Raw genomic sequence first — 21,481 nt, 5'->3', positions numbered from 1 at the left:
GCCGTCACGTCTTCCGGTTCCGATCCTTCCGGTTCCGGTCCTTCTGTGATCCAGGTCTCAGTCTCGCATCGACCACTGACAGCCGTCCTCCGTGCCAGGTCGCGGGTCCGGGAGCCCGTCCCGGCAAAGCAGTTGCGCCGCCCCGCTAGACTGAGCCGTATGGCATTTCTCCTTGTGCATTAGCCGGCGTCGAAGAATCCCTCCGCCTGCCCTCTTCCGCCGTCCATACCGCCCTGGAGTCTTTCCGTGATCACCGCAACCGGCGTAGAGCTGCGCGCCGGCGCCCGCGTCCTCATCGAGTCCGCCTCGTTCCGTATCGCCAAGGGCGACCGCATCGGCCTCGTCGGCCGCAACGGAGCAGGCAAGACGACCCTCACCAAGTGCCTCGCGGGCGAGGGCATCCCCGCCGCAGGCACCATCACCCGCTCCGGTGAGGTCGGCTACCTTCCGCAGGACCCGCGCACCGGCGACCTCGACGTCCTCGCCCGCGACCGCGTCCTCTCCGCCCGCGACCTCGACTCCGTACTGAAGAAGATGCGCGAGAACGAGGACCGGATGGCGAACGGGAAGGGCGCCACCCGCGAGAAGGCGATGAAGCGGTACGAGCGCCTGGAGACCGAGTTCCTCACCAAGGGCGGTTACGCCGCCGAGGCCGAGGCCGCCACGATCGCCGCCGCGCTCGGCCTGCCCGACCGGGTGCTCGGCCAGCCCCTCCATACGCTCTCCGGCGGTCAGCGCCGCCGCGTCGAGCTGGCCCGCATCCTCTTCTCCGACGCCGACACCCTGCTCCTCGACGAGCCCACCAACCACCTCGACGCGGACTCCATCGTCTGGCTGCGCGACTACCTCAAGACCTACCGCGGCGGCTTCATCGTGATCTCCCACGATGAAGACCTGGTCGAGACGGTCGTCAACAAGGTCTTCTACCTGGACGCCAACCGCGCGCAGATCGACGTCTACAACATGGGCTGGAAGCTCTACCAGCAGCAGCGCGATTCGGACGAGAAGCGCCGCAAGCGTGAGCGAGCCAACGCGGAGAAGAAGGCCGCGACCCTGAACTCGCAGGCCGACAAGATGCGCGCCAAGGCCACCAAGACCGTCGCCGCGCAGAACATGGCCCGCCGTGCCGAGCGGCTGCTCTCCGGACTGGAGCAGGTACGCCAGGCCGACAAGGTCGCCAAGCTGCGCTTCCCCGAGCCCGCCCCCTGCGGCAAGACACCGCTCACCGCCGAGGGCCTGTCCAAGTCGTACGGCTCGCTGGAGATCTTCACGGACGTGGATCTCGCCATCGACAAGGGCTCCCGGGTCGTCATCCTCGGCCTCAACGGCGCCGGCAAGACCACCCTGCTCCGTCTGCTGGCGGGGGTGGAGACGCCGGACACCGGGCAGGTCACCCCCGGCCACGGTCTCAAGCTCGGCTACTACGCCCAGGAGCACGAGACCCTGGACCCGGAGCGCTCCGTCCTGGAGAACATGCGCTCCTCGGCCCCCGACCTCGATCTGGTCGACGTCCGCAAGACGCTCGGGTCCTTCCTCTTCTCCGGTGACGATGTCGACAAGCCCGCCGGGGTGCTCTCCGGCGGCGAGAAGACCCGGCTGGCGCTCGCCACCCTGGTCGTCTCCTCCGCCAATGTGCTGCTGCTGGACGAGCCGACGAACAACCTCGACCCGGCCAGCCGTGAGGAGATCCTGGGGGCGCTGCGGACGTACAAGGGCGCGGTCATCCTCGTCACCCACGACGAGGGCGCCGTCCACGCGCTGGAACCGGAGCGGATCATTCTGCTGCCGGACGGTGTCGAGGACCTGTGGGGCGCGGACTACGCGGACCTGGTCGCGCTCGCCTGACGCGTGCCCGGCGCTCCGGGTGCCCTGGCGCGTCCCGCGCCGCCCCGCCGACGAGGTGATCGTCCAGCGTGATCCACTTCCTCTGGATCATTCGGCTCAGCAGTGATCCATCATCTGAGTGACCGCGTCTCGTACTCTCGGCGTGGTTCCCGGCGGATCGCCTCCTCACGTACATCATCCGCACCCATGCCAGGGGTACGGCCCTGACCTGGCACTTCTCGCCCGGCTCGGCGCGGGCTCGGATCGGGGCGGCTCTGGAATCGGGCATTCCGTTCGTGCTGGAAGGTTGAAGTACGCCGAAGCTTGTCGTACGGACCTTGCTGAATGGGTGGCCAGGACGCCCGTGAGGGGTGATCATGAGAAGTCCAGAGCGCACTTCCCATGAGGAGGCACGGGTGGCCGAGACTCTGAAGAAGGGCAGCCGGGTAACCGGCGCCGCGCGTGACAAGCTCGCGGCAGACCTGAAGAAGAAATACGACAGTGGTGCGAGTATCCGGGCACTGGCCGAGGAAACGGGCCGTTCCTATGGATTCGTCCACCGGATGCTCAGTGAGTCCGGAGTCACGCTGCGGGGACGCGGCGGGGCCACGCGAGGCAAGAAGGCCGCATCGGCCTGACGACCGAGCGCGGCTCCTCCCGGTCAGCGGTTCGGAGAGTGGCCACCCTGGGCGATCGCGCGATCGCCCAGGTGGTTACTGTGCAGTCACTTAAGGCGCTCATGCGTTGAGTCCGACTGCCCGAACCGGAGGCACCCCATGACTTCGCTCGCACCAGTACTCGACAAGGACGGCGTACGGCTCACCGTCGAGGACGCGGTTGCCACGGTGACACTGACCCTTCCGGCCAAGCGCAACGCCCAGTCTCCCGCTCTGTGGCGGGCGTTGACAGAAGCCGGAAGGTCACTGCCGGGCAGCGTGCGGGTCGTGGTGGTGCGCGGAGAGGGTAAATCCTTCTCCGCGGGGCTGGACCGACAGGCGTTCGCCCCCGAGGGGTTCGACGGTGAGCCGTCGTTCACCGATCTCGCCCGCAGCTCCGACGCGGAGCTGGACGCGGCCATCGCCGCGTATCAGGACGGCTTCGTCTGGCTGCGCCGCAGCGACCTCGTGTCGATCGCGGCCGTCCAGGGACACGCGATCGGGGCGGGCTTCCAGCTCGCCCTCGCCTGCGATCTGCGGGTCGTCGCGTCGGACGCGCAGTTCGCCATGCGGGAGACCAGCCTGGGCCTCGTCCCCGACCTCACCGGCACCCATCCGCTGGTGGGGCTCGTCGGCTACGGCCGTGCGCTGGAGATCTGTGCCACGGGCCGCTTCGTCCACGCCGAGGAGGCGGGACACATAGGACTGGCCAACCTGGTGGTGCCGCCGGGCGAACTCGACGCCGCGGCCCAGGACCTGGCGGCGGCGCTGCTCGCCGCGCCCCGGGCCGCGCTGACCGAGACCAAGGCCCTGCTCCAGGGTGCGCCGGAGCGCTCCTTCGAGGCCCAGCGCACCGCCGAGCGCGCGGCCCAGGCGCGCCGGCTGCGCGATCTGGCCGGCCTGGGGGACTGACGGGCGTACGGCCGCCGACGGGCGCAGGATCCTGAAGGGCGCGCACAGGCGCACCGGAGTGCTGGGCCGTACCGGCGTACGGTACGGCCCCGCGCCGATCAGCTCCGCGCCGTACGCCGTGCGTTCCCGCGTCCCGCCCGGCCCGACCGGCTCGCCGGCACCTCCACCGCCGTCACCACCACCGTCACCGTCCGCGGTGTCTTGTCGAGCCGGGCGAGCCGCGCGCGCACCGCCCGCGCCACCTTCAGCGGGTGCTGCCCGGCCGCCGTCGCCAGCTCCACCCGTACCCGCTCCCCACCGCCGCCGTCGGCCGCCGCCGTCCCGACCACCGCGGCGCCCAGCGTCCTGGTCAGATACGCGACCCCGGGCACGGCCGCCGCCGCGGACCCCACCGCGTCCTGCGGCTCCGCGGCGTCTCGCCCGACCGGCCCAGCGGGCGCCGGGGATTCCGCCGCCGTGTCCAGCAGCGCCGTCACCCGCAGATCGACCTCGGCCACCCGCAGCCCCAGCCCGTCCACCGCACACGCGTACAGCACCCCGCGCAGCCGCTCCGCCAGCGCGGGCAGCGGCTCGCCCGGCACCGCCGAGAACTCCCCGTCGATCCGCAGCGGTCCCGGCGGCTGTGCGCCGGGCGGCGGCGGTACCGCCGGGTCCGCCGCCCCGTCCGGGTCGGCCAGGGCGATCCGTACCTCGCCGAGCACGGCGCCCGGCACGGAGACCGCGGCCCGCCGCAGCTCCGCCGTCGCGGCCCGCTCGGCCAGCCATGTTCCGTCGGCCGCGTCGCCCAGCGCGAGCAGTCTGCCCAGGTCGAGCCGTTGCCGTACGGCCGCCGTCCATCCCTCGGTCCCGTGCCCAGTCGTCATTCCTCCACCCTGCCGCATCCACGGCGCGGAACGACGAAAGCGCACCTAATGTGGGCAAAGGAGTCAGATCACCGCGCGGAAAGGGATGAGTGGCGATGTCAGACACCGCACCCCGCAGTCGGGCCGACGAGAAGGGGGGAGCCTCCCCCGTCACCAAGCGCGGCGGCGGACCCCCGGCCTCGCGTGGCCGTACGACCATCGCCGATGGCGTCGTGGAGAAGATCGCCGGTCTCGCCGCCCGGGACGTCCTCGGTGTGCACGCCATGGGCAGCGGGGCCGCCCGTACCTTCGGCGCCGTACGGGACAGGGTCCCCGGCGGCGGCAAGTCCGTCAGTCGCGGGGTGAAGGCCGAGGTCGGCGAGGTGCAGACCGCGCTCGACCTGGAGATCGTCGTCGACTACGGCGTGTCGATCACCGCGGTCGCCGCCGCGGTCAGGGAGAACGTGGTGGCGGCGGTCGAGCGGATGACGGGTCTCGAAGTCGTCGAGGTCAACATCGCGGTCAGCGATGTGAAGCTCCCCGACGAGGAGGACGACGAAGAGCAGGAATCGCGGCTCCAGTAACGGTCGGCGAGGACGTCGCCGTACGGAATCGCCGGGGGCCTGGCCCGAGCAGCGGAAGAGGAGTGCACGATGAGTATGGCGGCGGTCGGCCTGGTGGCCGGAATGGTGCTCGGATTCGCCGGATACTTCGGTGGTTTCGGAGCTTTTGTGGTGGTGGCCGTGCTGGGTGCGGTCGGTTTCGTGGCGGGGAAGTTCGTCGACGGCGATCTGGAGCCCGGCGATTTCTTCCGCCCTCGCGACCGTGACGGCCGGCGGCGGTGACGGCGGATGGCCGGTGACCGGGTGGCGGCGGCCGGACGAGGAGCGACCACGATCGCCGACCGGGTCGTCGCGAAGATCGCCGCACAGGCGGCCAGGGAAGCGCTCGACGGCGTACCGCAGGGCGGCGCTCCGCCCCATGCCTTTGTGACGGTGCGCCACGACAGCGCGCGGGTACGGGTCGGTGTCGAGCTGGAGTACCCCTCCGACCTCGGCGCCCAGTGCGGCGCGGTGCGACGGCAGGTGGTCCACCGGGTGAGAACGCTGGTGGGGATGGAGGTGCCCGAGGTGGACGTGCGGGTCGAGCGACTGCACTCCGACCGGTCGCGTATCGCGGCACAGGGGAGGATCCGATGAGCGAGGAGCCCGCGCCCGAGGGACAGCGCGGCATGCACCGGGACGCGGACGGGGGTGGCGTGCTGGAACGGGACGACGCGGCCACGAGCGCCGGCCACGGGCGCCGGCCCACTCTCGACGACGCCGGGGGTGACGACGGCGGCGGTGTGGCGCGCGCCCGGCGCTTCTGGTCCATCCGCCGCGTTCCCGCCGGGCTGACCGCGCTGATCCTGCTCGGCGCCACCGGGCTGCTGCTGTACGACATCGCCGCCGTACGCGCCGGCCACCGGGCCATGTACTGGCGCCGCGCGCTCGCGGACCAACTGGCCCGCCGGCCGCTGGAGGAGGTGTGGATCCTGGTGGCCGCCGCCGTCGCGATCGCCCTCGGCCTGTGGCTGCTCGCCCTCGCCCTCACTCCGGGACTGCGCAGGCTGCTGCCCATGCGGCGGGAGTCCGTGCCGGTACGCGCCGGGCTCGACCGCCAGGCCGCCGAACTGGCGCTGCGCGACCGGGCCATGGAGGTCTCCGGTGTCCGGTCGGCGCGCGTACGGCTGCGGCGCTCCCGCGTGAAGGTGAACGCCGCAGCGCACTTCCGGGCACTCGACGAGGTACGGGCCGACCTGCACCGGGCGCTGGACGGCGGCATCGCCGAACTGGGCCTCGCCCGGCGGCCGACCCTGACGGTACGGGTCCACCGGCCCGCGAAGAAGGGGTGACGGGATGGTCCGCCTGGTCAACCGGGTACTGCTCGCTCTCATCGGCCTGATCCTGCTCTGCGCGGGCGGCATGGTCCTCGCGGCCGGTACGGGGCTGCCGGTGCCGTCCTGGTGGCCGTACGCCGGTCCGCGCGGCGTCCTGCTGAGCCGCGCGGACAGGATGCGCTACCGGGGTGACGACTGGTGGTGGCCTGCGGTTATTGCCGTCCTCGCGGTCCTCGTCGTCCTGACCCTGTGGTGGCTGCTGGCCCAACTGCGCCGCGCCCGGCTGCCGGAGGTCCTGATCCGCGACGGTGACGGCGAGGGCGCGGTGCTGCGCGGCCGGGCGCTGGAGAACGTCGTCGCGGACGACGCGGAGTCCCTGGACGGCGTGGCCCGCGCGGCCGTCCGCCTCACGGGCCGTCGCACAAGCCCGTCGGCCCGCGTCCACCTCCTCCTGGAACCGCACGCGGGGCCCGGCGAGACGCTGCGCCGCCTGTCGGACGGGTCCCTGGCGCACGCGCGGAGTTCGGCGGGGCTGGCGTCGCTGCCGGCGGAGGTACGGCTGGGGGCGGTGAAACACCGGGCGGAGCGGGTGAGCTGAGGGGCGGGGCGAGTCCTGCCGTATCCCGGTTACGGGAGGGGGATCCCCGATCATTCGGGGATCCCCCTCGGCAGCGACGCCGTCGGTCAGCCGCTCAGGAGAGCTGCCCGTCGTAGTCGGGGAGCTTGAAGGTGCGTTCGGCGTGGCCACCGGTCAGGTCGGTGGTGTTGTTGCCGATGTTGGCGATGATCGTGTAGCCGTTCTTCTCGATCTTCACGCGCTGGGCTGTCTTGAACGCGCTCACCTCGGTGAAGAGGTCGCCGATCGACCGGCCGTAGAGACCGTCGACCGTGTAGCCGACCGACGTCAGGTTGTACTGCGTGACCGACTGGATGAGGTCAGGACGGGCCGATACGAAGAAGATCTTGACGCCCCGGTCGTGCGCGAAGTCTGCCAGGGCGAGGGTGCGCCGGATCGCCGGGGTCGGGAAGGCCGACGAGTAGTCGGTCTCCAGCGACGTGTTGTCGATGTCCAGGACGAGGGCGGGCCTCTGGCCGGCGGGCACCGAGGCGAGGCGTCCGGCGACGTAGGAGTCGGCCTGGTCCATGACGGCGGCTATGTCTGCCTGCCAGGTCGCGTAGTCGGGCTTCGCTGCCGCGGCAGTGGCCGCAGCGGCCTGGGCGGACGCAGCGGCGGAAGGGGCCGCCAGGGCGGGGAGAGCGGTGCCCGCCGCGAGTGCCGTGGTGAGGACCGCGGTCGTGGTGAGGCTTCTGAGCAGGCCGAGTGCCGCCATATCGGTCTCCTGGGGTGAGGGGTGGGGCCGATGGGTCGCGCACATCGTGGCAGCCATGGGTTACCGATGGGTAGAGCCTGGTCGGCCAATAGCCGAACTCGCCCTGAGCCAGGCCCTGTTGCCCTTGCCCCCTGCCCCGCCCCTTGTCCCTTGCCCCGCCCCTCCCCGCAGGCGTCCGCTGGCGCCGGGAGGGGCGCTAGAAGCCGTGGCGTGCCCCGCCGTCCACCGGGAGCATCACGCCCGTCAGATACGACGCGGCGGGCGACAGCAGGAACGCCGCCGTCCTGCCGAACTCCTCCGGCGTCCCGTACCGCCGCAGCGGAATGCGCGACTCCTGCGCCGCCCGCGCGGCCTCCGCGTCGCCGGACAGTGCGTCCAGCTCGCGGACCCGGTCCGTGTCGATCCGGGACGGCAGCAGGCCCAGCACCCGGATACCGCGCGGCCCGACCTCGTTCGCCAGGGACTTCGCGAACCCCGCGAGACCGGGGCGCAGCCCGTTGGAGATGGTCAGGCCCGGGATGGGCTCATGGACCGAGCCCGAGAGCACGAAGCCGACGACCCCGCCCTCGGACAGTTCGGCCGCCGCCGTGCGGGCCAGCCGTACCGCGCCCAGGAAGACCGACTCGAACGCCGTACGCCAGTGCTCGTCCGTGTTGCCGGCGGCCGACCCCGGCGCCGGGCCGCCGACGCTGATCAGGATGCCGTCGAAGCGGCCGAACCGTTCCTTCGCGGTGGCGATCAGCTGCTCCGCCACGGCCGGGTCCGCGTTGTCCGCGGCCACTCCGTACGCGCCGGGCCCTATCTCGGCCGCGGCGGCGGCGATGCCCTTCTCGTCGCGCCCGGAGACGACGACCTTCGCGCCGTCCGCCGCGAGCGCTTCGGCGGCGGCCCGGCCCAGCCCTCGCGAGCCACCGGTGACGACATAGACGCGGTCCTTCAGTCCAAGATCCATGGCCCTATCCTGCCGTGCCGGCCCCCGCCCTGTCGTCTCCCGCGTCCCCCGGCCCGTGCCCGGCCCCCGCTTCGCCCTCGGCGGTACGCTCCTCGGGCTCCCTCCCCGCCGTCACCCCGGCGAGCGTCAGCGCCGTCACCACCAGGCCGATGTGGCTGAACGCCTGCGGGTAGTTGCCGAGCTGGCGCCGCGTCACCGGGTCGTACTCCTCCGCGAGCAGCCCGACATCGTTGCGCAGCGCGAGCAGCCGCTCGAACAGTTCCTCGGCCTCCTCCGTACGCCCCGTGAGGTGGAGCGCGTCGGCCAGCCAGAAGGAGCACACCAGAAACGTTCCCTCGGCCCCGGGCAGCCCGTCCACCGCGAACCCGGTCCCGCTGTAGCGGCGCAGGAGGCCGCCCTGCCCCAGCTCGGCCCGTACCGCGTCGACCGTGCCGATCACCCGCGGGTCGTCCGGCGGCAGAAAGCCGACACGCGGGATGAGCAGCGTCGCCGCGTCCAGCTCCGCCGAGCCGTACGACTGGGTGAAGGTGTTGCGCTCGGGGTCGTACCCCTTCTCGCACACCTCCCGGTGCACCTCGTCCCGCATCGCCCGCCACCGCCGTACGTCGCCGTGGAGCGAGGGCTCCTCCTCCAGCGTCCGTACGGCACGGTCGGCGGCGACCCACGCCATCACCTTGGAGTGCACGAAGTGCCGGCGCGGGCCCCGTACCTCCCACAGCCCCTCGTCCGGCTCACGCCATTTCGACTCCAGGAAGCCCAGCAGGCTGAGCTGGAGGTTCCAGGCGTGCGGCTTCGGGGCGAGCCCCGCCGTACGTGCCAGGTTCAGTGAGTCGATGACCTCCCCGTACACGTCGAGCTGGAGCTGGTCGACCGCGCCGTTGCCGGTACGGACCGGGAGGGACCCCGCGTACCCGGGCAGCCACGGCAGCTCGCTCTCCGGGAGCCGGCGCTCACCGCCGAGCCCGTACATGATCTGAAGATCGGCCGGGTCGCCGGCCACCGCGCGCAGCAGCCAGTCCCGCCAGGCCGCCGCCTCCTCCAGATAGCCGGCCGAGACCAGCGCCCCCAGCACCAGGGTGGAATCGCGCAGCCAGCAGTAGCGGTAGTCCCAGTTGCGTACGCCGCCCATCTCCTCCGGCAGGGACGTGGTGAGCGCGGCGACGATGCCGCCCGTAGGGCCGTACGTGAGCGCCTTGAGCGTGATGAGCGAGCGCAGGACGGCCGCACGGTGCGGGCCCTGGTAGCGGCAGCGGGCCGACCAGTCCTCCCAGTCCTCCAGGCTGTGCGCCAGCGCGTCGAACGGATCGACGCGCTCGGGGCGCGGTTCGTGGGAGGGATGCCAGGTGAGGACGAACGCCACCTGCTCGCCCGGCTTGACCGTGAACGACGAACAGGTGCTGAAGTGCTGCCCCCAGGTCTTCACCGGGGGCTCGCTGCGCAGCCAGACCGAGTCGGGGCCCGCGACCGCGACCCGGTGACCGTCGGCGCGCCGCATCCACGGCACCACGGAGCCGTAGTCGAAGCGCAGCCGGAGGGTGGCCCTCATCTCCACCTCGCCGCTGACACCCTCGACGATCCGCACCACGTCGGGGGCCCGCTCGCGCTGCGGCATGAAGTCGATGACCTTGACCGTGCCGGTCCTGGTCTCCCACACCGATTCCAGCACCAGCGAGTCACCCAGATAGCCGCGCCGGGTGCAGGTCCCGGCCCCCGCGGGGGCGAGCCGCCAGTGACCGTTCTCCTCGGAGCCGAGCAGCGCGGCGAAGCAGGCCGCCGAGTCGAAGCGAGGAAGGCACAGCCAGTCGATGGAGCCGTTCCTGCCGACCAGGGCGGCGGTCTGGAGATCGCCGATGAGTGCGTAATCCTCGATGCGTTGGGTCACGCCAGGGCTTTTTCCCGTACGGCGGCAGGGCTAAGCAGCGGGATGGGGCAGGGGGATGACGCGGCGGGGCGGCAGGTCAGGCGTGGGCCGGCTCCGGTTCGGGCTCGGAGTCGGCGTCCGCGGCGCTCTTCGCGGCGGCGGCGAGGCGGTCGCGCCTCTCGTTGCGTACGAGAATCCCCCAGCCGACCGGTACGGCGGCCACGAACAGCCACCACTGCACGGCATACGCCATGTGCGGGCCGATCGAGCTGTCGTCCGGGCTCTGGATCGGCTGCGGGCTGCCGTCCGCCGGCGCGGGGGAGGTCAGCTCGACGTAGCCGCCGAGGACCGTACGGCCCAGGGACTCCTGCTGCTGGCGGCTGTTGATCAGCATGACCTGGCGGGGCGGCAGATCCCCCACGTCCCGGATGCCGGTGACCGCCGAGGTCTCGTCGGCCTTCAGCCGGCCCGCGATGGTGACCTCGCCCTTCGGCGGGGCGGGGATGGCCGGGAAGGTGTGCTGGTCGCCGTTTGCCGGGATCCAGCCGCGGTTGACCACGACCACCCGGCCGTCCTTCATGACCAGCGGGGTCAGGACGTGGTAGCCGACGCGGTCGTCGTTGGAGGTCCTGCGCCGTACGACGACCTCGTGCGCGGGGTCGAACGTGCCGGTGGCCGTGACACCACGCCAGTAGTCGGAGCGCGGGACGGTGTGCCCCGGGGAGGTCAGCTCCGTGACCGGAACGGGCTTCGCCGCGAGATTGGCCGAGATCAGCGAGTTCTGGGCCACCTTGTGCTCGTGGCGGTGCAACTGCCAGAAGCCCAGCTCGATCATCGCGGGGATGAGCGCGAGGGCAAGGAGGGTGAGGATCACCCATTGCCGGGACAACAGGAAGCGGTACACCCCATCGACGGTACCCGGCGGGTCCCGGCGGGCCGACCCGGGGGTCGGGATGGGACGCCTCGGGCGCCGGTGGTGTGTGCCTCAGACATGGTCGACGATGCCCGCCCTGCCGTCGGCGCGGGCGCAGTGCCCGCCGCAGAACCAGTGCCCGTCCACCTCGACGCCCTGCCCGATGATCTGCACCCGGCAGTGCTCGCAGATCGGCGCCATCCGGTGGATGGCGCACGCGAAACAGTCGAAGACATGCACCACGCCCTGCGCGTGCACCTCGAAGGACATGCCGTAATCGTTTCCGCAGACCTCACAACGTGCCATGCGCCACAGAGTGGAGCGCCGGGGGCCGGGGCGCGAGCGGGAAGGTGGCGCGTCGCGCGTCAATTCACCCGTCTGGTCATCCGCCCGGTCATCGGTCCGGTCACCCGCTCGGTCATCCGTCCGCGGGGAACAGCCCGGGGGCCGACTCCTGCGCGGGTACGGGACGGCCGGGCGGTACGGAGTGCTCCGCCGGTACGGCGCCACGGGACGCACCGGACCCGCGCGGGGCGCCCGCCGGACCGCCGGCGGGAGTCACATCCCGCAGGAGCTGCGTGAAGGCCGCCTCGTCGACCACCGGGGTGCCGAACGACGCCGCCTTGACCGTCTTCGACGTCGAGGAGTCCGGATCGTTCGTCACCAGCAGACTGGTCAGCCGGGACACACTCGTCGCCACATGCAGCCCCGCCTCCACCGCCCGGTCCTCCAGCAGCTCCCGGTCGACCGACGTGTCACCCGAGAACGCCACCCGCATCCCCTGCCGCAGCGTCCCGCCCGGCTCGTACCGCCCCGGATTGGGATACGGACAGGCGGGCCGCTTGCGCGACGGCCGCCAGCTCCCCTGCCGGGACGACGGCTGATATCCCACCCGGGGGCGTGACGGGGCGTCCGACCACTCGGTCAGCGGCCGGCACTCCAGCAGCGGCAGCCGTACGCCGCTCGTGGCCGCCGCGTGCAGACTCGGCCGGAACGCCTCGGCCAGCACCCGCGCGTCGTCCAGCGCGTGGTGCGCGTGCTGCTGTACGACACCGAAGTGCGCGGCCAGCGACTCCAGCTTGTGGTTGGGCAGCGGCAGGCTCAGCTCCTTGGAGAGCGCGATGGTGCACAGCCGCTGCCGGGTGGGCGCGGTGCGCCCCGCGCGCGCGTACTCCCGGGCGATCATCGACCAGTCGAAGATCGCGTTGTGCGCCACGAGCACCCGCCCGTCCAGCCGCTCGGCCAGCTCCTCCGCGACCTCGGGGAAGAGCGGCGCGCTCTCCAGCACCTCACTCGTCAGACCGTGGATCCACACCGGCCCCGGATCGCGCTCCGGGTTGACGAGGGTGTACCAGTGGTCCTCGACATTGCCGAGGGCGTCCAGGCGGTAGACGGCGGCGGAGATTATCCGGTCGTCGCGGGCGAGACCGGTGGTCTCGACGTCAACGACCGCGTACCCCTGTGGATAGGCGGTCGGCCATGCCGCTGAAGGCGTCTGCGTCTGGTCGTCAAGCATGGTCACAGAGAATACGGGCCGCGACCGACAGTGCTGTTGCCCGGTCAGCCGTCGCCCCGTCAAGGCGCTTGAGGGGCGGGTCGATCCACCGGCGGCGCGGGGTCGGGGTGAGACCTTGGCCGGGTGACCGACACCACCACGCATGACGAGCCCCACGGCGACGCCCTGGGCACCCGCCTCAACTGGCTGCGCGCGGCCGTCCTCGGCGCGAACGACGGCATCGTCTCCACGGCGGGGATCGTCGTCGGGGTGGCGGGCGCCACGAGCGCGCACGGCACCCTGCTCACGGCGGGTCTGGCCGGGCTGCTGGCGGGATCGATGTCGATGGCGGCGGGGGAGTACGTCTCGGTCTCCACGCAGCGCGACTCGGAGAAGGCGGCGCTGGAGGTCGAGAAGCGGGAACTGCGCGAGCAGCCGCGGGCCGAACTCGACGAACTGACCGGCATGCTGGCGGACCGTGGACTCTCGCGGGAGGTGGCGCGGGAGGCCGCGGAACAGCTCACCCGCCGCGACGCGCTGCGCGCCCACGCGAGCGTGGAACTGGGTATCGACCCCGATGCCCTCACCAACCCCTGGCACGCGGCGGGCGCCAGCTTCCTCGCCTTCACGGCGGGCGCCCTGCTCCCCCTCCTGGCGATGGTCCTCCCGCCCGCGTCGCTGCGGCTCTGGATCACGGTCCTGTCGGTCCTGGCGGCCCTGTCCCTGACGGGCTGGGGCAGCGCCCGCCTGGGCTCGGCGGCGGTGGGTCCCGCGCTGCTGCGGAACGTGGCCGGGGGAGCGCTGGCGATGGGGGTGACGTACGGGGCGGGGGCGTTGCTGGGGGCGGCGGGCGTGTAGACCCGTAGGAAGTGAATGAGCTGATTTCCGCCGCCTGCCCGGCTCGGTTTCGCTACCCTCCATACCTCGGCATTCAGTAGCAGACGGGGGTCCTATGGCCGATCAAGTAAGAATCAATGAAGGCGTGTTGTGGGTGGAGGGTGAGGCGTATCCGCTGCGCAACATCTCGCACGTCGGACTGAGAAAACTGACCGTCGACCAGGCCGCCGCGTGGAAGAAGTTCATCCTCCGGACCATCGGCTGGTTGATCCTGGGTGGCACTTTCGCGGCTGTGGTAGGCACCGTGGGAACCATCATCTTCCTCGTCGTCGAGGCGCTTCTGGTCTGGAAGCTGGTCTCCGTCCTGCAGAAGCCCACGGTGTACGGGCTGGTCCTGAACACCGCCGGCACCCAGCGTGACGCCATCTGGTCCACGGAGCAGGAGGAGATCCACCGGCTGATCCACGAGGTCACCAAGGCGATCGGCAACCCCGACATCGCGCAGACGATCATCAACGTGGCACACGCGGTGCAGGGCGATCTCATCCAGCAGTACGGCAAGGGCAGCATCGGCAAGGCCGTTCACAGCGGCAGCGGGAAAATCGGGGGATCATGAGCGGCGACTGGATTCAGCAGTACGGCGACGGCAGCATCGGCAAGGCCGAGCACACCGGTTCCGGTGACATCGTGGCCGGCGGCAAGACGGTCGGCGCGACCGCGCAAGGGCCCGCGGTGGAGGCCCTGTTGAAGGAGGTCGAGAAGCTGCGTCGGCACCTGGACGAGAAGGACCGGGCAGAGGTGGACGCGGCGGCCAAGTCGATCGCCGAGGAGACGTCTCCGGAGCGTCGGCGCGGCCTGGTGCAGCGCATCTCCGGCATCGCGGCGCTGGTCGGCGAGGTGGGCGTGCCGGTGATCACAGCGGCGAAGGCGCTGCTGGCGGGCTGAGGCCGCCGATCTGCGGCGACGCGGTTGTGGAAAAGCAATGGGCGTGTTCCGGGTCTGCCCGGGACACGCCTTCGCCGTGTTCGGGGGCCGGCCGTGGCACGGCTCCGGGGCGGCTCGTTTGCATCCGTCCCCACGGGCGGGCTTACGGTGGATGGTCGGCCATCGGATGGTCGTACCAATCAATGCCCCAGGAAGAGGTAACCCCCCACATGCGCGCCACCGTCATCCACGCACCCGGCGACATCCGTGTCGAGGAGGTGCCGGACGCCGTGATCCAGCAGCCCACCGACGCGGTGGTACGGGTCCTGCGCTCCTGCATCTGCGGCAGCGACCTGTGGCCCTACCGGGGCGAGGGGCCCACCGGGCCCTCGCAGCGGATAGGCCACGAATTCCTCGGCGTGATCGAGGAGACCGGCTCCGACGTGGGCGGATTCGCGTCCGGCGACCTTGTCGTCGCGCCCTTCGCCTGGTCCGACGGCGTCTGTGAGTTCTGCCACGACGGCGTCCAGACCTCCTGCCCCGAGGGCGGGATCTGGGGCCAGGCCGGCTCCGACGGCGGACAGGGCGAGGCGGTCCGGGTGCCCCACGCCGACGGCACGCTCGTCAAGCTCCCCTCGGACGCCGCCTCCGACGACCGGCTGCTGACCGCGCTGCTCGCGCTCTCCGACGTGATGGGCACCGGTCACCACGCCGCCGTCGGCGCCGGGGTACGGCCCGGCTCCACGGTCGCCGTCGTCGGGGACGGCGCGGTCGGGCTCTGCGGTGTGCTGGCCGCCAAGCGGCTCGGCGCCGAGCGGATCATCGCGCTCGGGCGCCACCGGACCCGTACGGACATCGCCAGGAGCTTCGGCGCCACCGATGTCGTCGCCGAGCGCGGCGACGCGGCGGTGGCGGCCGTACGGGAGCTGACCGGCGGGCAGGGAGCGCACTCCGTGATCGAGGCGGTCGGCACCGAGCAGTCCATGCTCACCTCCGTGAGGATCACCCGTGACGGCGGCACGATCGGCTACGTCGGTGTGCCGCACGGCAGCGCCACCGGTCTCGACCTCGGCCATATGTTCTCGCGGAACATCGCCCTGCGCGGCGGCGTCGCGCCCGCCCGCGCCTACCTGCCCGAGCTGCTTCCCGACGTACTGAACGGCACGATCGACCCGTCGCCCGTCTTCGACCTGCGGGTGGGGCTGGACGAGGTCGCCGCCGGCTACAAGGCGATGGACGCGCGCACCGCGCTCAAGGTTCTCATCGCCGTCTGAGGCCCCTTGGGCCGTACGGATCGGGCCGTACGGATCGGGCCGTACGGATCGGGCCGTACGGATCGGGTCGTACGGACACGAAGCGCGGGCCCGCCAGACAGGCGGGCCCGCGCTTCGTACGCCCTGCCGGCGTTACTTGCTGACGGCGGCCAGGGCGTCGACCAGACCCGCCCCGTAGAAGCTGTTGTAGCGCTTGCCGCCCTCGCAGACGGCGTCGACCTGTCCGTCACCGTCGATGTCGTACGCCTCCGGGCAGGCGATGTCGTCCGCCTGCACCTTCAGCAGCGCCTTGATGGCCCACGCGGGCGCGTGCGGATGCGTCGACTTCAGCAGCGCCGCCACACCCGCGGCGTGCGGGGAGGCCATCGACGTACCGGCCATGTATCCCCACGTGCCGCCCGGCAGCGGGCCGAGAATCAGACCGCTGGTCGCCGGAGGGGCGGGCGTCTGGTAGCGGGTGGAGTCGCCGCCCGGGGCCGCGACGTCGATGACCCCCAGACCGTGGTTGGAGAACGAGGACTTCACGTTCTTGGCGCCGGTGGACGCGACCGTCACTACACCGGGCAACTGGGTCGGTATGTCGAAGCACTTGGAGGGGTCGATGACCCGCTCACCCGGCGTCGAGTCGTTCGGGCTGCTCGGGTCGGTGATCGAGTCGGCGGCGAGGTCGTAGTTCTCGTTGCCCGCCGCGGCCACGTTGACCGTGCCCTTGTTCTCCGCGTACCGGGTGGCCCGGGTGATCGCGTCGACCAGGGCCTTCTGGTCCGGGTCGCTCGTGCAGTTGAAGTACCACGGGTCGGTGTAGTAGCTGTTGTTCGTCACGTCCACACCGTGGTCGGCGGCCCAGACGAAGCCGCACACGACGGCCTCGGTGTAGAAGTACCCGGCCGGGGTGGACGCCTTGATGCCGGCCACCTTCACGCCCGGCGCGACCCCGGTGATCCCCACACCGTTCTTCGCCCCGGCGATCTCGCCCGCCACATGCGTGCCGTGCGGGCTCTCCCCGGCGGTCGGCCGCCAGGCGCCGTCCGCCTTGTCAGGCTTGCCGCTCACGCAGTTGACCGAGGCGGCGCGGTCGAAGTTCGGCGCGATGTCCGGGTGCGTGTCGTCGACACCCGTGTCGATGACCGCGACAGTGACGTTCCTGCTGCCGAGCGTCTTCTCGTGCGCCTGGTCCGCCTTGATGGCGGGCAGGTCCCACTGCAACGGCTCCAGCGGGTCCTGGGCCAGGGCCTTCCCGGACGCCCCGGACGCCCCCCTGGGCTGTTTGTTGGCGCGTTCGGCCTTCGCGGTGGCCGCCGCGATCTCCTCGGCCGTCACCTCCTGGGGTGCCCCGAGGTCCGTCGTGGACTGCGAGGGCAGCGGTGCCGTACGGGTCGCACCGGCCGAGTCGACGCCCCTGACCTCGCGGACAGTCCTGGCGAAGTCGGGGTTCCGCGAGGTGACGACGATGACGCCGATCCGGTCGTAGGACGTCACCACCGTTCCGCCGGCCTTGCCGATCGCCTTCTCGACCGACGCGATCACCGAGCGCCCGCCGCGGGTGTTCACCACGTACGAGAGCTTCGGTCCGTCCGTCACCACCGGGGCGGACGGACCGCCCGCCGCGGCCGTGTCGGCGGCCGTGGCCGTACCGGCCGGCAGGAAGCCGAGCGAGACGGTGAGGGCCAGACCTACGGGCAGCGCGAGGACGCGCCGCCGTCTGGATCCCAGATGTGCCATGGGTTCTCCACATCATCCGTGAGAGCCGTCCCGGCGCGGGCTACGCCTGGACGGGTACATGACCAGTGAAGTTATCTCCGACCAGCCGTGGTCATCAATCACTTCCCGAATCCTTTCCGTAAGAAAAAGGCCGGTGTTGAACCGCTTCGCCACGCCTCCCGTGCCGTTGTCAGGGGGACCAGTACCTACGCGTTCCCTGTGAGGTTCCCCGCCCCATGACCCACCCCACCGCACCCGCGTCACGAGGAGAGTCCGTGGCTTCCGACACACCGCCGCCGCCCGAGGGCGGTACGGACACCAGCACCGCCCCGTCCACACCCGAGGCGGCCCCGACCACCGGGGCCACGCCCGCGCAGCCCACGACGGCCCAGTTCGTCGCCGTGCAGGAGAGCGAGGAGTTCGGCGAACTGCGCCGCACCTACCGCTCCTTCGCCTTCCCGCTGACCGTCGCGTTCATCGCCTGGTACCTGCTGTACGTCCTGCTGTCCAACTACGCCGGCGACTTCATGGGCACCAAGCTCTTCGGCAACATCAATGTCGCGCTGGTCCTCGGCCTCGCACAGTTCGTCACCACCTTCCTCATCGCCTGGATCTACTCGCGGCACGCGGCGCGCAAGCTCGACCCCCAGGCCGAGGCCATCAAGTCCCGCATGGAGGCGGACGCATGAGCCACCCGGTCACTCTCCTCAGCCAGTCGGCCCCGGTACAGCTCGCCGCAGCGGGGGACGCCAGCGAGCACCGGCCGCTGATCATCACGCTCTTCGGGCTCTTCGTCGTGGCGACCCTGATCATCACCGTCTGGGCCGGCCGCCAGACCAAGGACGCCTCGGACTTCTACGCGGGCGGCCGGCAGTTCACCGGCTTCCAGAACGGTCTCGCGGTCTCCGGCGACTACATGTCCGCCGCCTCGTTCCTCGGCATCGCCGGGGCCATCGCGCTCTTCGGATACGACGGCTTCCTCTACTCCATCGGCTTCCTGGTCGCCTGGCTGGTCGCGCTGCTGCTCGTCGCCGAACCGCTGCGCAACTCCGGCCGGTACACCATGGGTGACGTCCTCGCGTACCGCATGCGCCAGCGCCCGGTCCGTACCGCCGCCGGCACCTCCACCATCGTCGTCTCGATCTTCTACCTGCTGGCGCAGATGGCCGGCGCGGGCGTACTGGTCTCCCTGCTGCTCGGTATCACCAGCGACGCCGGGAAGATCGCCATCGTCGCGCTGGTCGGTCTGCTGATGATCGTGTACGTCACGATCGGCGGCATGAAGGGCACCACCTGGGTGCAGATGGTCAAGGCCGTCCTGCTCATCGCGGGCACCCTGCTGATCACGTTGCTGATCCTGTGGAAGTTCCACTTCAACCTCTCCGACCTGCTGGGCACGGCGGCGAGCAACAGCGGCAAGGGCGCGGCCTTCCTGGAGCCCGGACTCAAGTACGGGGCGACGGCCACCTCGAAGCTGGACTTCATCTCGCTCGGGATCGCGCTGGTCCTCGGTACGGCGGGACTGCCGCACATCCTGATCCGCTTCTACACCGTGCCGACCGCGCAGGCGGCCCGGAAGTCCGTCATCTGGGCCATCGGCATCATCGGCGCCTTCTACCTGATGACGATCGTCCTCGGCTTCGGCGCCGCCGCGCTCCTCAAGCCCGGCGACATCATCGCCTCCAACAAGGCGGGCAACACGGCGGCTCCCCTGGCGGCCCTGGAGATCGGCGGCGGAGCCGGGTCGACGGGCGGCGCGATCCTGCTGGCCGTGATCTCGGCGGTCGCCTTCGCCACCATCCTCGCGGTCGTCGCCGGGCTGACGCTGGCCTCGTCCTCGTCGTTCGCGCACGACATCTACGCCAACGTGATCCGCAAGGGCGAGGCGACCGAGAAGGAGGAGGTCCGCGCCGCCCGCTGGGCGACCGTGGCCATCGGTGTCGTCTCCATCGGCCTCGGCGCCATGGCCCGCGACCTCAACGTGGCCGGACTGGTCGCGCTCGCCTTCGCCGTCGCCGCCTCGGCCAACCTGCCGACCATCCTCTACAGCCTGTTCTGGAAGAGGTTCACCACCCAGGGCGCCCTCTGGTCGATCTACGGCGGTCTGTCCTCGTCCGTCCTGCTGGTGCTCTTCTCACCGGTCGTCTCGTCCAAGCCCACGTCGATGTTCCCGGACGTCGACTTCCACTTCTTCCCGCTGGAGAACCCCGGCCTGATCTCGATCCCGCTGGGCTTCCTGCTCGGCTGGCTGGGCACCGTACTGTCCAAGGACGAGCCGGACACCGGCAAGTACGCCGAGCTGGAGGTCAAGTCCCTCACCGGTACGGGGGCGCACTGACCCGAGCCGGTGGCGCGGGCGCTGACGCCGAGCCGCCGTACGAGCCTGAGAGGCCGCGTCGTGGAGTCCCGCGACGCGGCCTCGCGGCGTACCCGCCCGGTGGCCCCGGGCGCTCGACGCCGTACACCGGGACCGGCGTTGTCGTAGGTCTGACGTAGGCTCGAAGGAGCCGGATCCGATCACCGGGGAGCCATACCGACCATCAGGAACCACCGGGAGGGGCCATAGTGCTCATCGACACCTACGGCCGGGTCGCCACAGATCTTCGTGTGTCGCTCACGGACCGGTGCAATCTGAGATGCACCTACTGCATGCCGGAGGAAGGGCTCCAGTGGCTCACCAAGACCGACCTGCTGACCGACGACGAGATCGTCCGGCTGATCGGGATGGCCGTGACGCGCCTGGGCATCGAGGAGATCCGCTTCACCGGCGGTGAGCCGCTGCTCAGGCCCGGTCTCGTCGGGATCGTGGAGCGGTGCGCGGCGCTGGAGCCGCGCCCCAGGATGTCCCTGACCACCAACGGCATCGGGCTGGGGCGCACGGCCGCCGCGCTGAAGGCCGCCGGTCTCGACCGGGTCAATGTGTCGCTCGACACCCTGCGGCCCGACGTCTTCACATCCCTCACCCGCCGCAACCGGCACAAGGACGTCCTCGACGGGCTGCGGGCGGCCCACGACGCGGGGCTGACCCCCGTCAAGGTCAATACGGTCCTGATGCCCGGGGTCAACGAGGACGAGGCCCCCGAGCTGCTGGCCTGGGCCGTGGAGCACGGCTACGAGCTGCGGTTCATCGAGCAGATGCCCCTCGACGCGCAGCACGGCTGGAAGCGCGACAGCATGGTCACGGCCGGTGACATCCTGGCCTCGCTGCGCACCCGGTTCACCCTGACCGAGGAGGAGCCGAGCGTACGGGGCTCGGCGCCCGCCGAACGCTGGCTCGTGGACGGCGGCCCGCACCGCGTCGGGGTGATCGCTTCCGTCACCCGCCCGTTCTGCCGCGCCTGCGACCGCACCCGGCTCACGGCCGACGGGCAGGTGCGTACATGCCTGTTCGCCCGGGAGGAGACGGACCTGCGGGCGGCCCTGCGCTCGGGCGCCCCCGACGAGGAGATAGCCACGCTCTGGAAGCTGGCGATGTGGGGAAAGAAGGCCGGTTCCGGTCTGGACGATCCCGCGTTTCTCCAGCCGGACCGCCCGATGTCAGCCATCGGAGGCTGAATCGTGCTCCTCGCGATCCCCCCACTCCTTGAGGGTCACGACCTCCTTGAGGAACCCGCGCACCCCCAGGAACGACGACAGATGCTCGCGGTGCGCGTCGCACGCCAACCAGGTCTTGCGTCGCTCCGGGGTGTGCAGCTTCGGGTTGTTCCAGGCGAGGACCCAGACGGCGGCGTCCCGGCAGCCCTTCGCGGAGCAGACCGGGGGTGCCTGGTCGTCGGGGGAGTCAGGAGCGGGAAAGAGGGGGAAGTTCACCCACCCACCCTAGGACGAGTCCGCGGAGCCTTGTCGCGGTGACCGGCCACTCCGGCCGCGGTGGCCGGCCCGGTCGCGACGGTCTCCGGCCGCGGTGACGGTCTCCGGCCATGAAGACCCCGGAAAAGGCGACGCCGAGCAGCCACGGGGGGAGCTGCCCGGCGTCGGTCCGTCGCTCCGACGGGGGATGCGGAGCGCCTGCAAAGTATGTCACGCGTAACGGGGTGCCGGGCACCGGAACTTCACGATTGATCTGAGCTTTTCTTGAGG

23 protein-coding genes and 1 pseudogene are annotated in these 21,481 nt (G+C 71.2%); 15 read left to right on the top strand and 9 right to left on the bottom strand.

The annotated features are described in order from the left end of the window. The first annotated feature begins 246 nt into the window (after positions 1-246). The 3 genes from ACIQ7D_RS33000 to ACIQ7D_RS32990 all read left to right on the top strand — a co-directional run bounded on the left by ACIQ7D_RS33000 (position 247) and on the right by ACIQ7D_RS32990 (position 3,392). A complete protein-coding gene (locus ACIQ7D_RS33000) occupies positions 247-1,845 on the top strand; it encodes an ABC-F family ATP-binding cassette domain-containing protein (protein WP_403944051.1) in 1,599 nt (532 codons plus the stop codon). A gap of 395 nt (positions 1,846-2,240) precedes the next feature. Continuing rightward, entirely contained in the window at positions 2,241-2,462 is a 222-nt protein-coding gene (locus ACIQ7D_RS32995) for a helix-turn-helix domain-containing protein (protein ID WP_006123601.1), read from the top strand. A 138-nt stretch (positions 2,463-2,600) separates the two neighbouring features. Next, positions 2,601-3,392 (top strand): enoyl-CoA hydratase/isomerase family protein, encoded by a 792-nt coding sequence (locus tag ACIQ7D_RS32990; RefSeq protein WP_403944048.1) that lies wholly within the window; start codon positions 2,601-2,603, stop codon positions 3,390-3,392. A gap of 98 nt (positions 3,393-3,490) precedes the next feature. On the opposite strand, the gene ACIQ7D_RS32985 is transcribed toward ACIQ7D_RS32990, so the two are convergent. Further along, positions 3,491-4,255 (bottom strand): hypothetical protein, encoded by a 765-nt coding sequence (locus ACIQ7D_RS32985; RefSeq protein WP_403944046.1) that lies wholly within the window; start codon positions 4,253-4,255, stop codon positions 3,491-3,493. A 95-nt stretch (positions 4,256-4,350) separates the two neighbouring features. Between ACIQ7D_RS32985 and ACIQ7D_RS32980 the strand changes: the two genes are divergently transcribed. The 5 genes from ACIQ7D_RS32980 (at position 4,351) to amaP (ending at position 6,711) form a co-directional block, all read left to right on the top strand. Then, on the top strand, positions 4,351-4,818 hold the full coding sequence (locus ACIQ7D_RS32980) for an Asp23/Gls24 family envelope stress response protein (RefSeq protein WP_403944044.1): 468 nt from the start codon (positions 4,351-4,353) through the stop codon (positions 4,816-4,818). A 69-nt stretch (positions 4,819-4,887) separates the two neighbouring features. Further along, complete coding sequence (locus tag ACIQ7D_RS32975) at positions 4,888-5,079, top strand: hypothetical protein (RefSeq protein WP_384926012.1); 192 nt, start codon at positions 4,888-4,890, stop codon at positions 5,077-5,079. A 6-nt stretch (positions 5,080-5,085) separates the two neighbouring features. Then, entirely contained in the window at positions 5,086-5,433 is a 348-nt protein-coding gene (locus tag ACIQ7D_RS32970; RefSeq protein ID WP_403944043.1) for a hypothetical protein, read from the top strand. After that, on the top strand, positions 5,430-6,128 hold the full coding sequence (locus tag ACIQ7D_RS32965; protein WP_403944042.1) for a DUF6286 domain-containing protein: 699 nt from the start codon (positions 5,430-5,432) through the stop codon (positions 6,126-6,128). The genes ACIQ7D_RS32970 and ACIQ7D_RS32965 overlap by 4 nt, the downstream gene beginning before the upstream one ends. A 4-nt stretch (positions 6,129-6,132) precedes the next feature. After that, the gene (gene amaP / locus ACIQ7D_RS32960; protein WP_403944040.1) at positions 6,133-6,711 is read left to right on the top strand and encodes an alkaline shock response membrane anchor protein AmaP; all 579 of its coding nucleotides are present in this window, start codon (positions 6,133-6,135) and stop codon (positions 6,709-6,711) included. A 94-nt stretch (positions 6,712-6,805) separates the two neighbouring features. Here amaP and ACIQ7D_RS32955 read toward each other — a convergent pair whose 3' ends face one another. From ACIQ7D_RS32955 to ACIQ7D_RS32930, 6 genes and pseudogenes are all read right to left on the bottom strand, one after another. Beyond that, positions 6,806-7,444 (bottom strand): HAD family acid phosphatase, encoded by a 639-nt coding sequence (locus tag ACIQ7D_RS32955; protein ID WP_403944039.1) that lies wholly within the window; start codon positions 7,442-7,444, stop codon positions 6,806-6,808. A gap of 196 nt (positions 7,445-7,640) precedes the next feature. After that, positions 7,641-8,396: an SDR family oxidoreductase gene (locus tag ACIQ7D_RS32950; RefSeq protein ID WP_403944037.1), complete on the bottom strand. Its 756-nt coding sequence runs from the start codon at positions 8,394-8,396 to the stop codon at positions 7,641-7,643. A gap of 4 nt (positions 8,397-8,400) precedes the next feature. After that, a complete protein-coding gene (locus ACIQ7D_RS32945) occupies positions 8,401-10,278 on the bottom strand; it encodes a glycoside hydrolase family 15 protein (RefSeq protein ID WP_403944034.1) in 1,878 nt (625 codons plus the stop codon). A gap of 76 nt (positions 10,279-10,354) precedes the next feature. After that, the gene (locus tag ACIQ7D_RS32940) at positions 10,355-11,161 is read right to left on the bottom strand and encodes an SURF1 family protein (RefSeq protein WP_403944032.1); all 807 of its coding nucleotides are present in this window, start codon (positions 11,159-11,161) and stop codon (positions 10,355-10,357) included. 81 nt (positions 11,162-11,242) lie between these two features. Further along, a complete protein-coding gene (locus ACIQ7D_RS32935; protein WP_403944030.1) occupies positions 11,243-11,476 on the bottom strand; it encodes a hypothetical protein in 234 nt (77 codons plus the stop codon). 238 nt (positions 11,477-11,714) lie between these two features. After that, positions 11,715-12,692: pseudogene (locus ACIQ7D_RS32930) on the bottom strand (DEDDh family exonuclease); the annotation flags it as partial. Positions 12,693-12,809: 117 nt separating this feature from the next. Here ACIQ7D_RS32930 and ACIQ7D_RS32925 point away from each other — a divergent pair. From ACIQ7D_RS32925 to ACIQ7D_RS32910, 4 genes are all read left to right on the top strand, one after another. Further along, positions 12,810-13,523, top strand: a complete 714-nt coding sequence (locus ACIQ7D_RS32925) for a VIT family protein (RefSeq protein ID WP_403944028.1) — start codon at positions 12,810-12,812, stop codon at positions 13,521-13,523. A 94-nt stretch (positions 13,524-13,617) separates the two neighbouring features. After that, positions 13,618-14,118 (top strand): DUF6232 family protein, encoded by a 501-nt coding sequence (locus ACIQ7D_RS32920; protein ID WP_403944026.1) that lies wholly within the window; start codon positions 13,618-13,620, stop codon positions 14,116-14,118. Beyond that, the gene (locus tag ACIQ7D_RS32915) at positions 14,115-14,447 is read left to right on the top strand and encodes a hypothetical protein (RefSeq protein WP_403944024.1); all 333 of its coding nucleotides are present in this window, start codon (positions 14,115-14,117) and stop codon (positions 14,445-14,447) included. The genes ACIQ7D_RS32920 and ACIQ7D_RS32915 overlap by 4 nt, the downstream gene beginning before the upstream one ends. 209 nt (positions 14,448-14,656) lie before the next feature. After that, on the top strand, positions 14,657-15,700 hold the full coding sequence (locus tag ACIQ7D_RS32910) for a zinc-dependent alcohol dehydrogenase family protein (RefSeq protein WP_403944023.1): 1,044 nt from the start codon (positions 14,657-14,659) through the stop codon (positions 15,698-15,700). Between the two features lie 132 nt (positions 15,701-15,832). Here ACIQ7D_RS32910 and ACIQ7D_RS32905 read toward each other — a convergent pair whose 3' ends face one another. After that, a complete protein-coding gene (locus ACIQ7D_RS32905) occupies positions 15,833-17,422 on the bottom strand; it encodes a S8 family peptidase (RefSeq protein ID WP_403944020.1) in 1,590 nt (529 codons plus the stop codon). 254 nt (positions 17,423-17,676) lie between these two features. On the opposite strand from ACIQ7D_RS32905, the gene ACIQ7D_RS32900 reads away from it, so the two are divergent. From ACIQ7D_RS32900 to moaA, 3 genes are all read left to right on the top strand, one after another. Next, complete coding sequence (locus tag ACIQ7D_RS32900; protein WP_403944018.1) at positions 17,677-18,090, top strand: DUF485 domain-containing protein; 414 nt, start codon at positions 17,677-17,679, stop codon at positions 18,088-18,090. Beyond that, positions 18,087-19,739 (top strand): cation acetate symporter, encoded by a 1,653-nt coding sequence (locus tag ACIQ7D_RS32895; RefSeq protein WP_403944015.1) that lies wholly within the window; start codon positions 18,087-18,089, stop codon positions 19,737-19,739. Before ACIQ7D_RS32900 ends, ACIQ7D_RS32895 begins: the two co-directional genes overlap by 4 nt. Positions 19,740-19,966: 227 nt before the next feature. Then, a complete protein-coding gene (moaA, locus tag ACIQ7D_RS32890; protein ID WP_403944013.1) occupies positions 19,967-20,956 on the top strand; it encodes a GTP 3',8-cyclase MoaA in 990 nt (329 codons plus the stop codon). On the opposite strand, the gene ACIQ7D_RS32885 is transcribed toward moaA, so the two are convergent. Next, positions 20,939-21,211 carry a hypothetical protein gene (locus ACIQ7D_RS32885; protein ID WP_403944011.1) on the bottom strand — a complete coding sequence of 91 codons (273 nt, stop codon included), beginning with the start codon at positions 21,209-21,211 and terminating at the stop codon, positions 20,939-20,941. The genes moaA and ACIQ7D_RS32885 overlap by 18 nt on opposite strands. Between the last annotated feature and the right edge of the window lie 270 nt (positions 21,212-21,481).

This window comes from Streptomyces sp. NPDC096310, from assembly GCF_044763125.1.
Taxonomy (GTDB): Bacteria; Actinomycetota; Actinomycetes; order Streptomycetales; family Streptomycetaceae; genus Streptomyces.
Note: the sequence above shows the minus strand (reverse complement) of the source record. Positions and strands in the feature narration are given on the sequence as shown.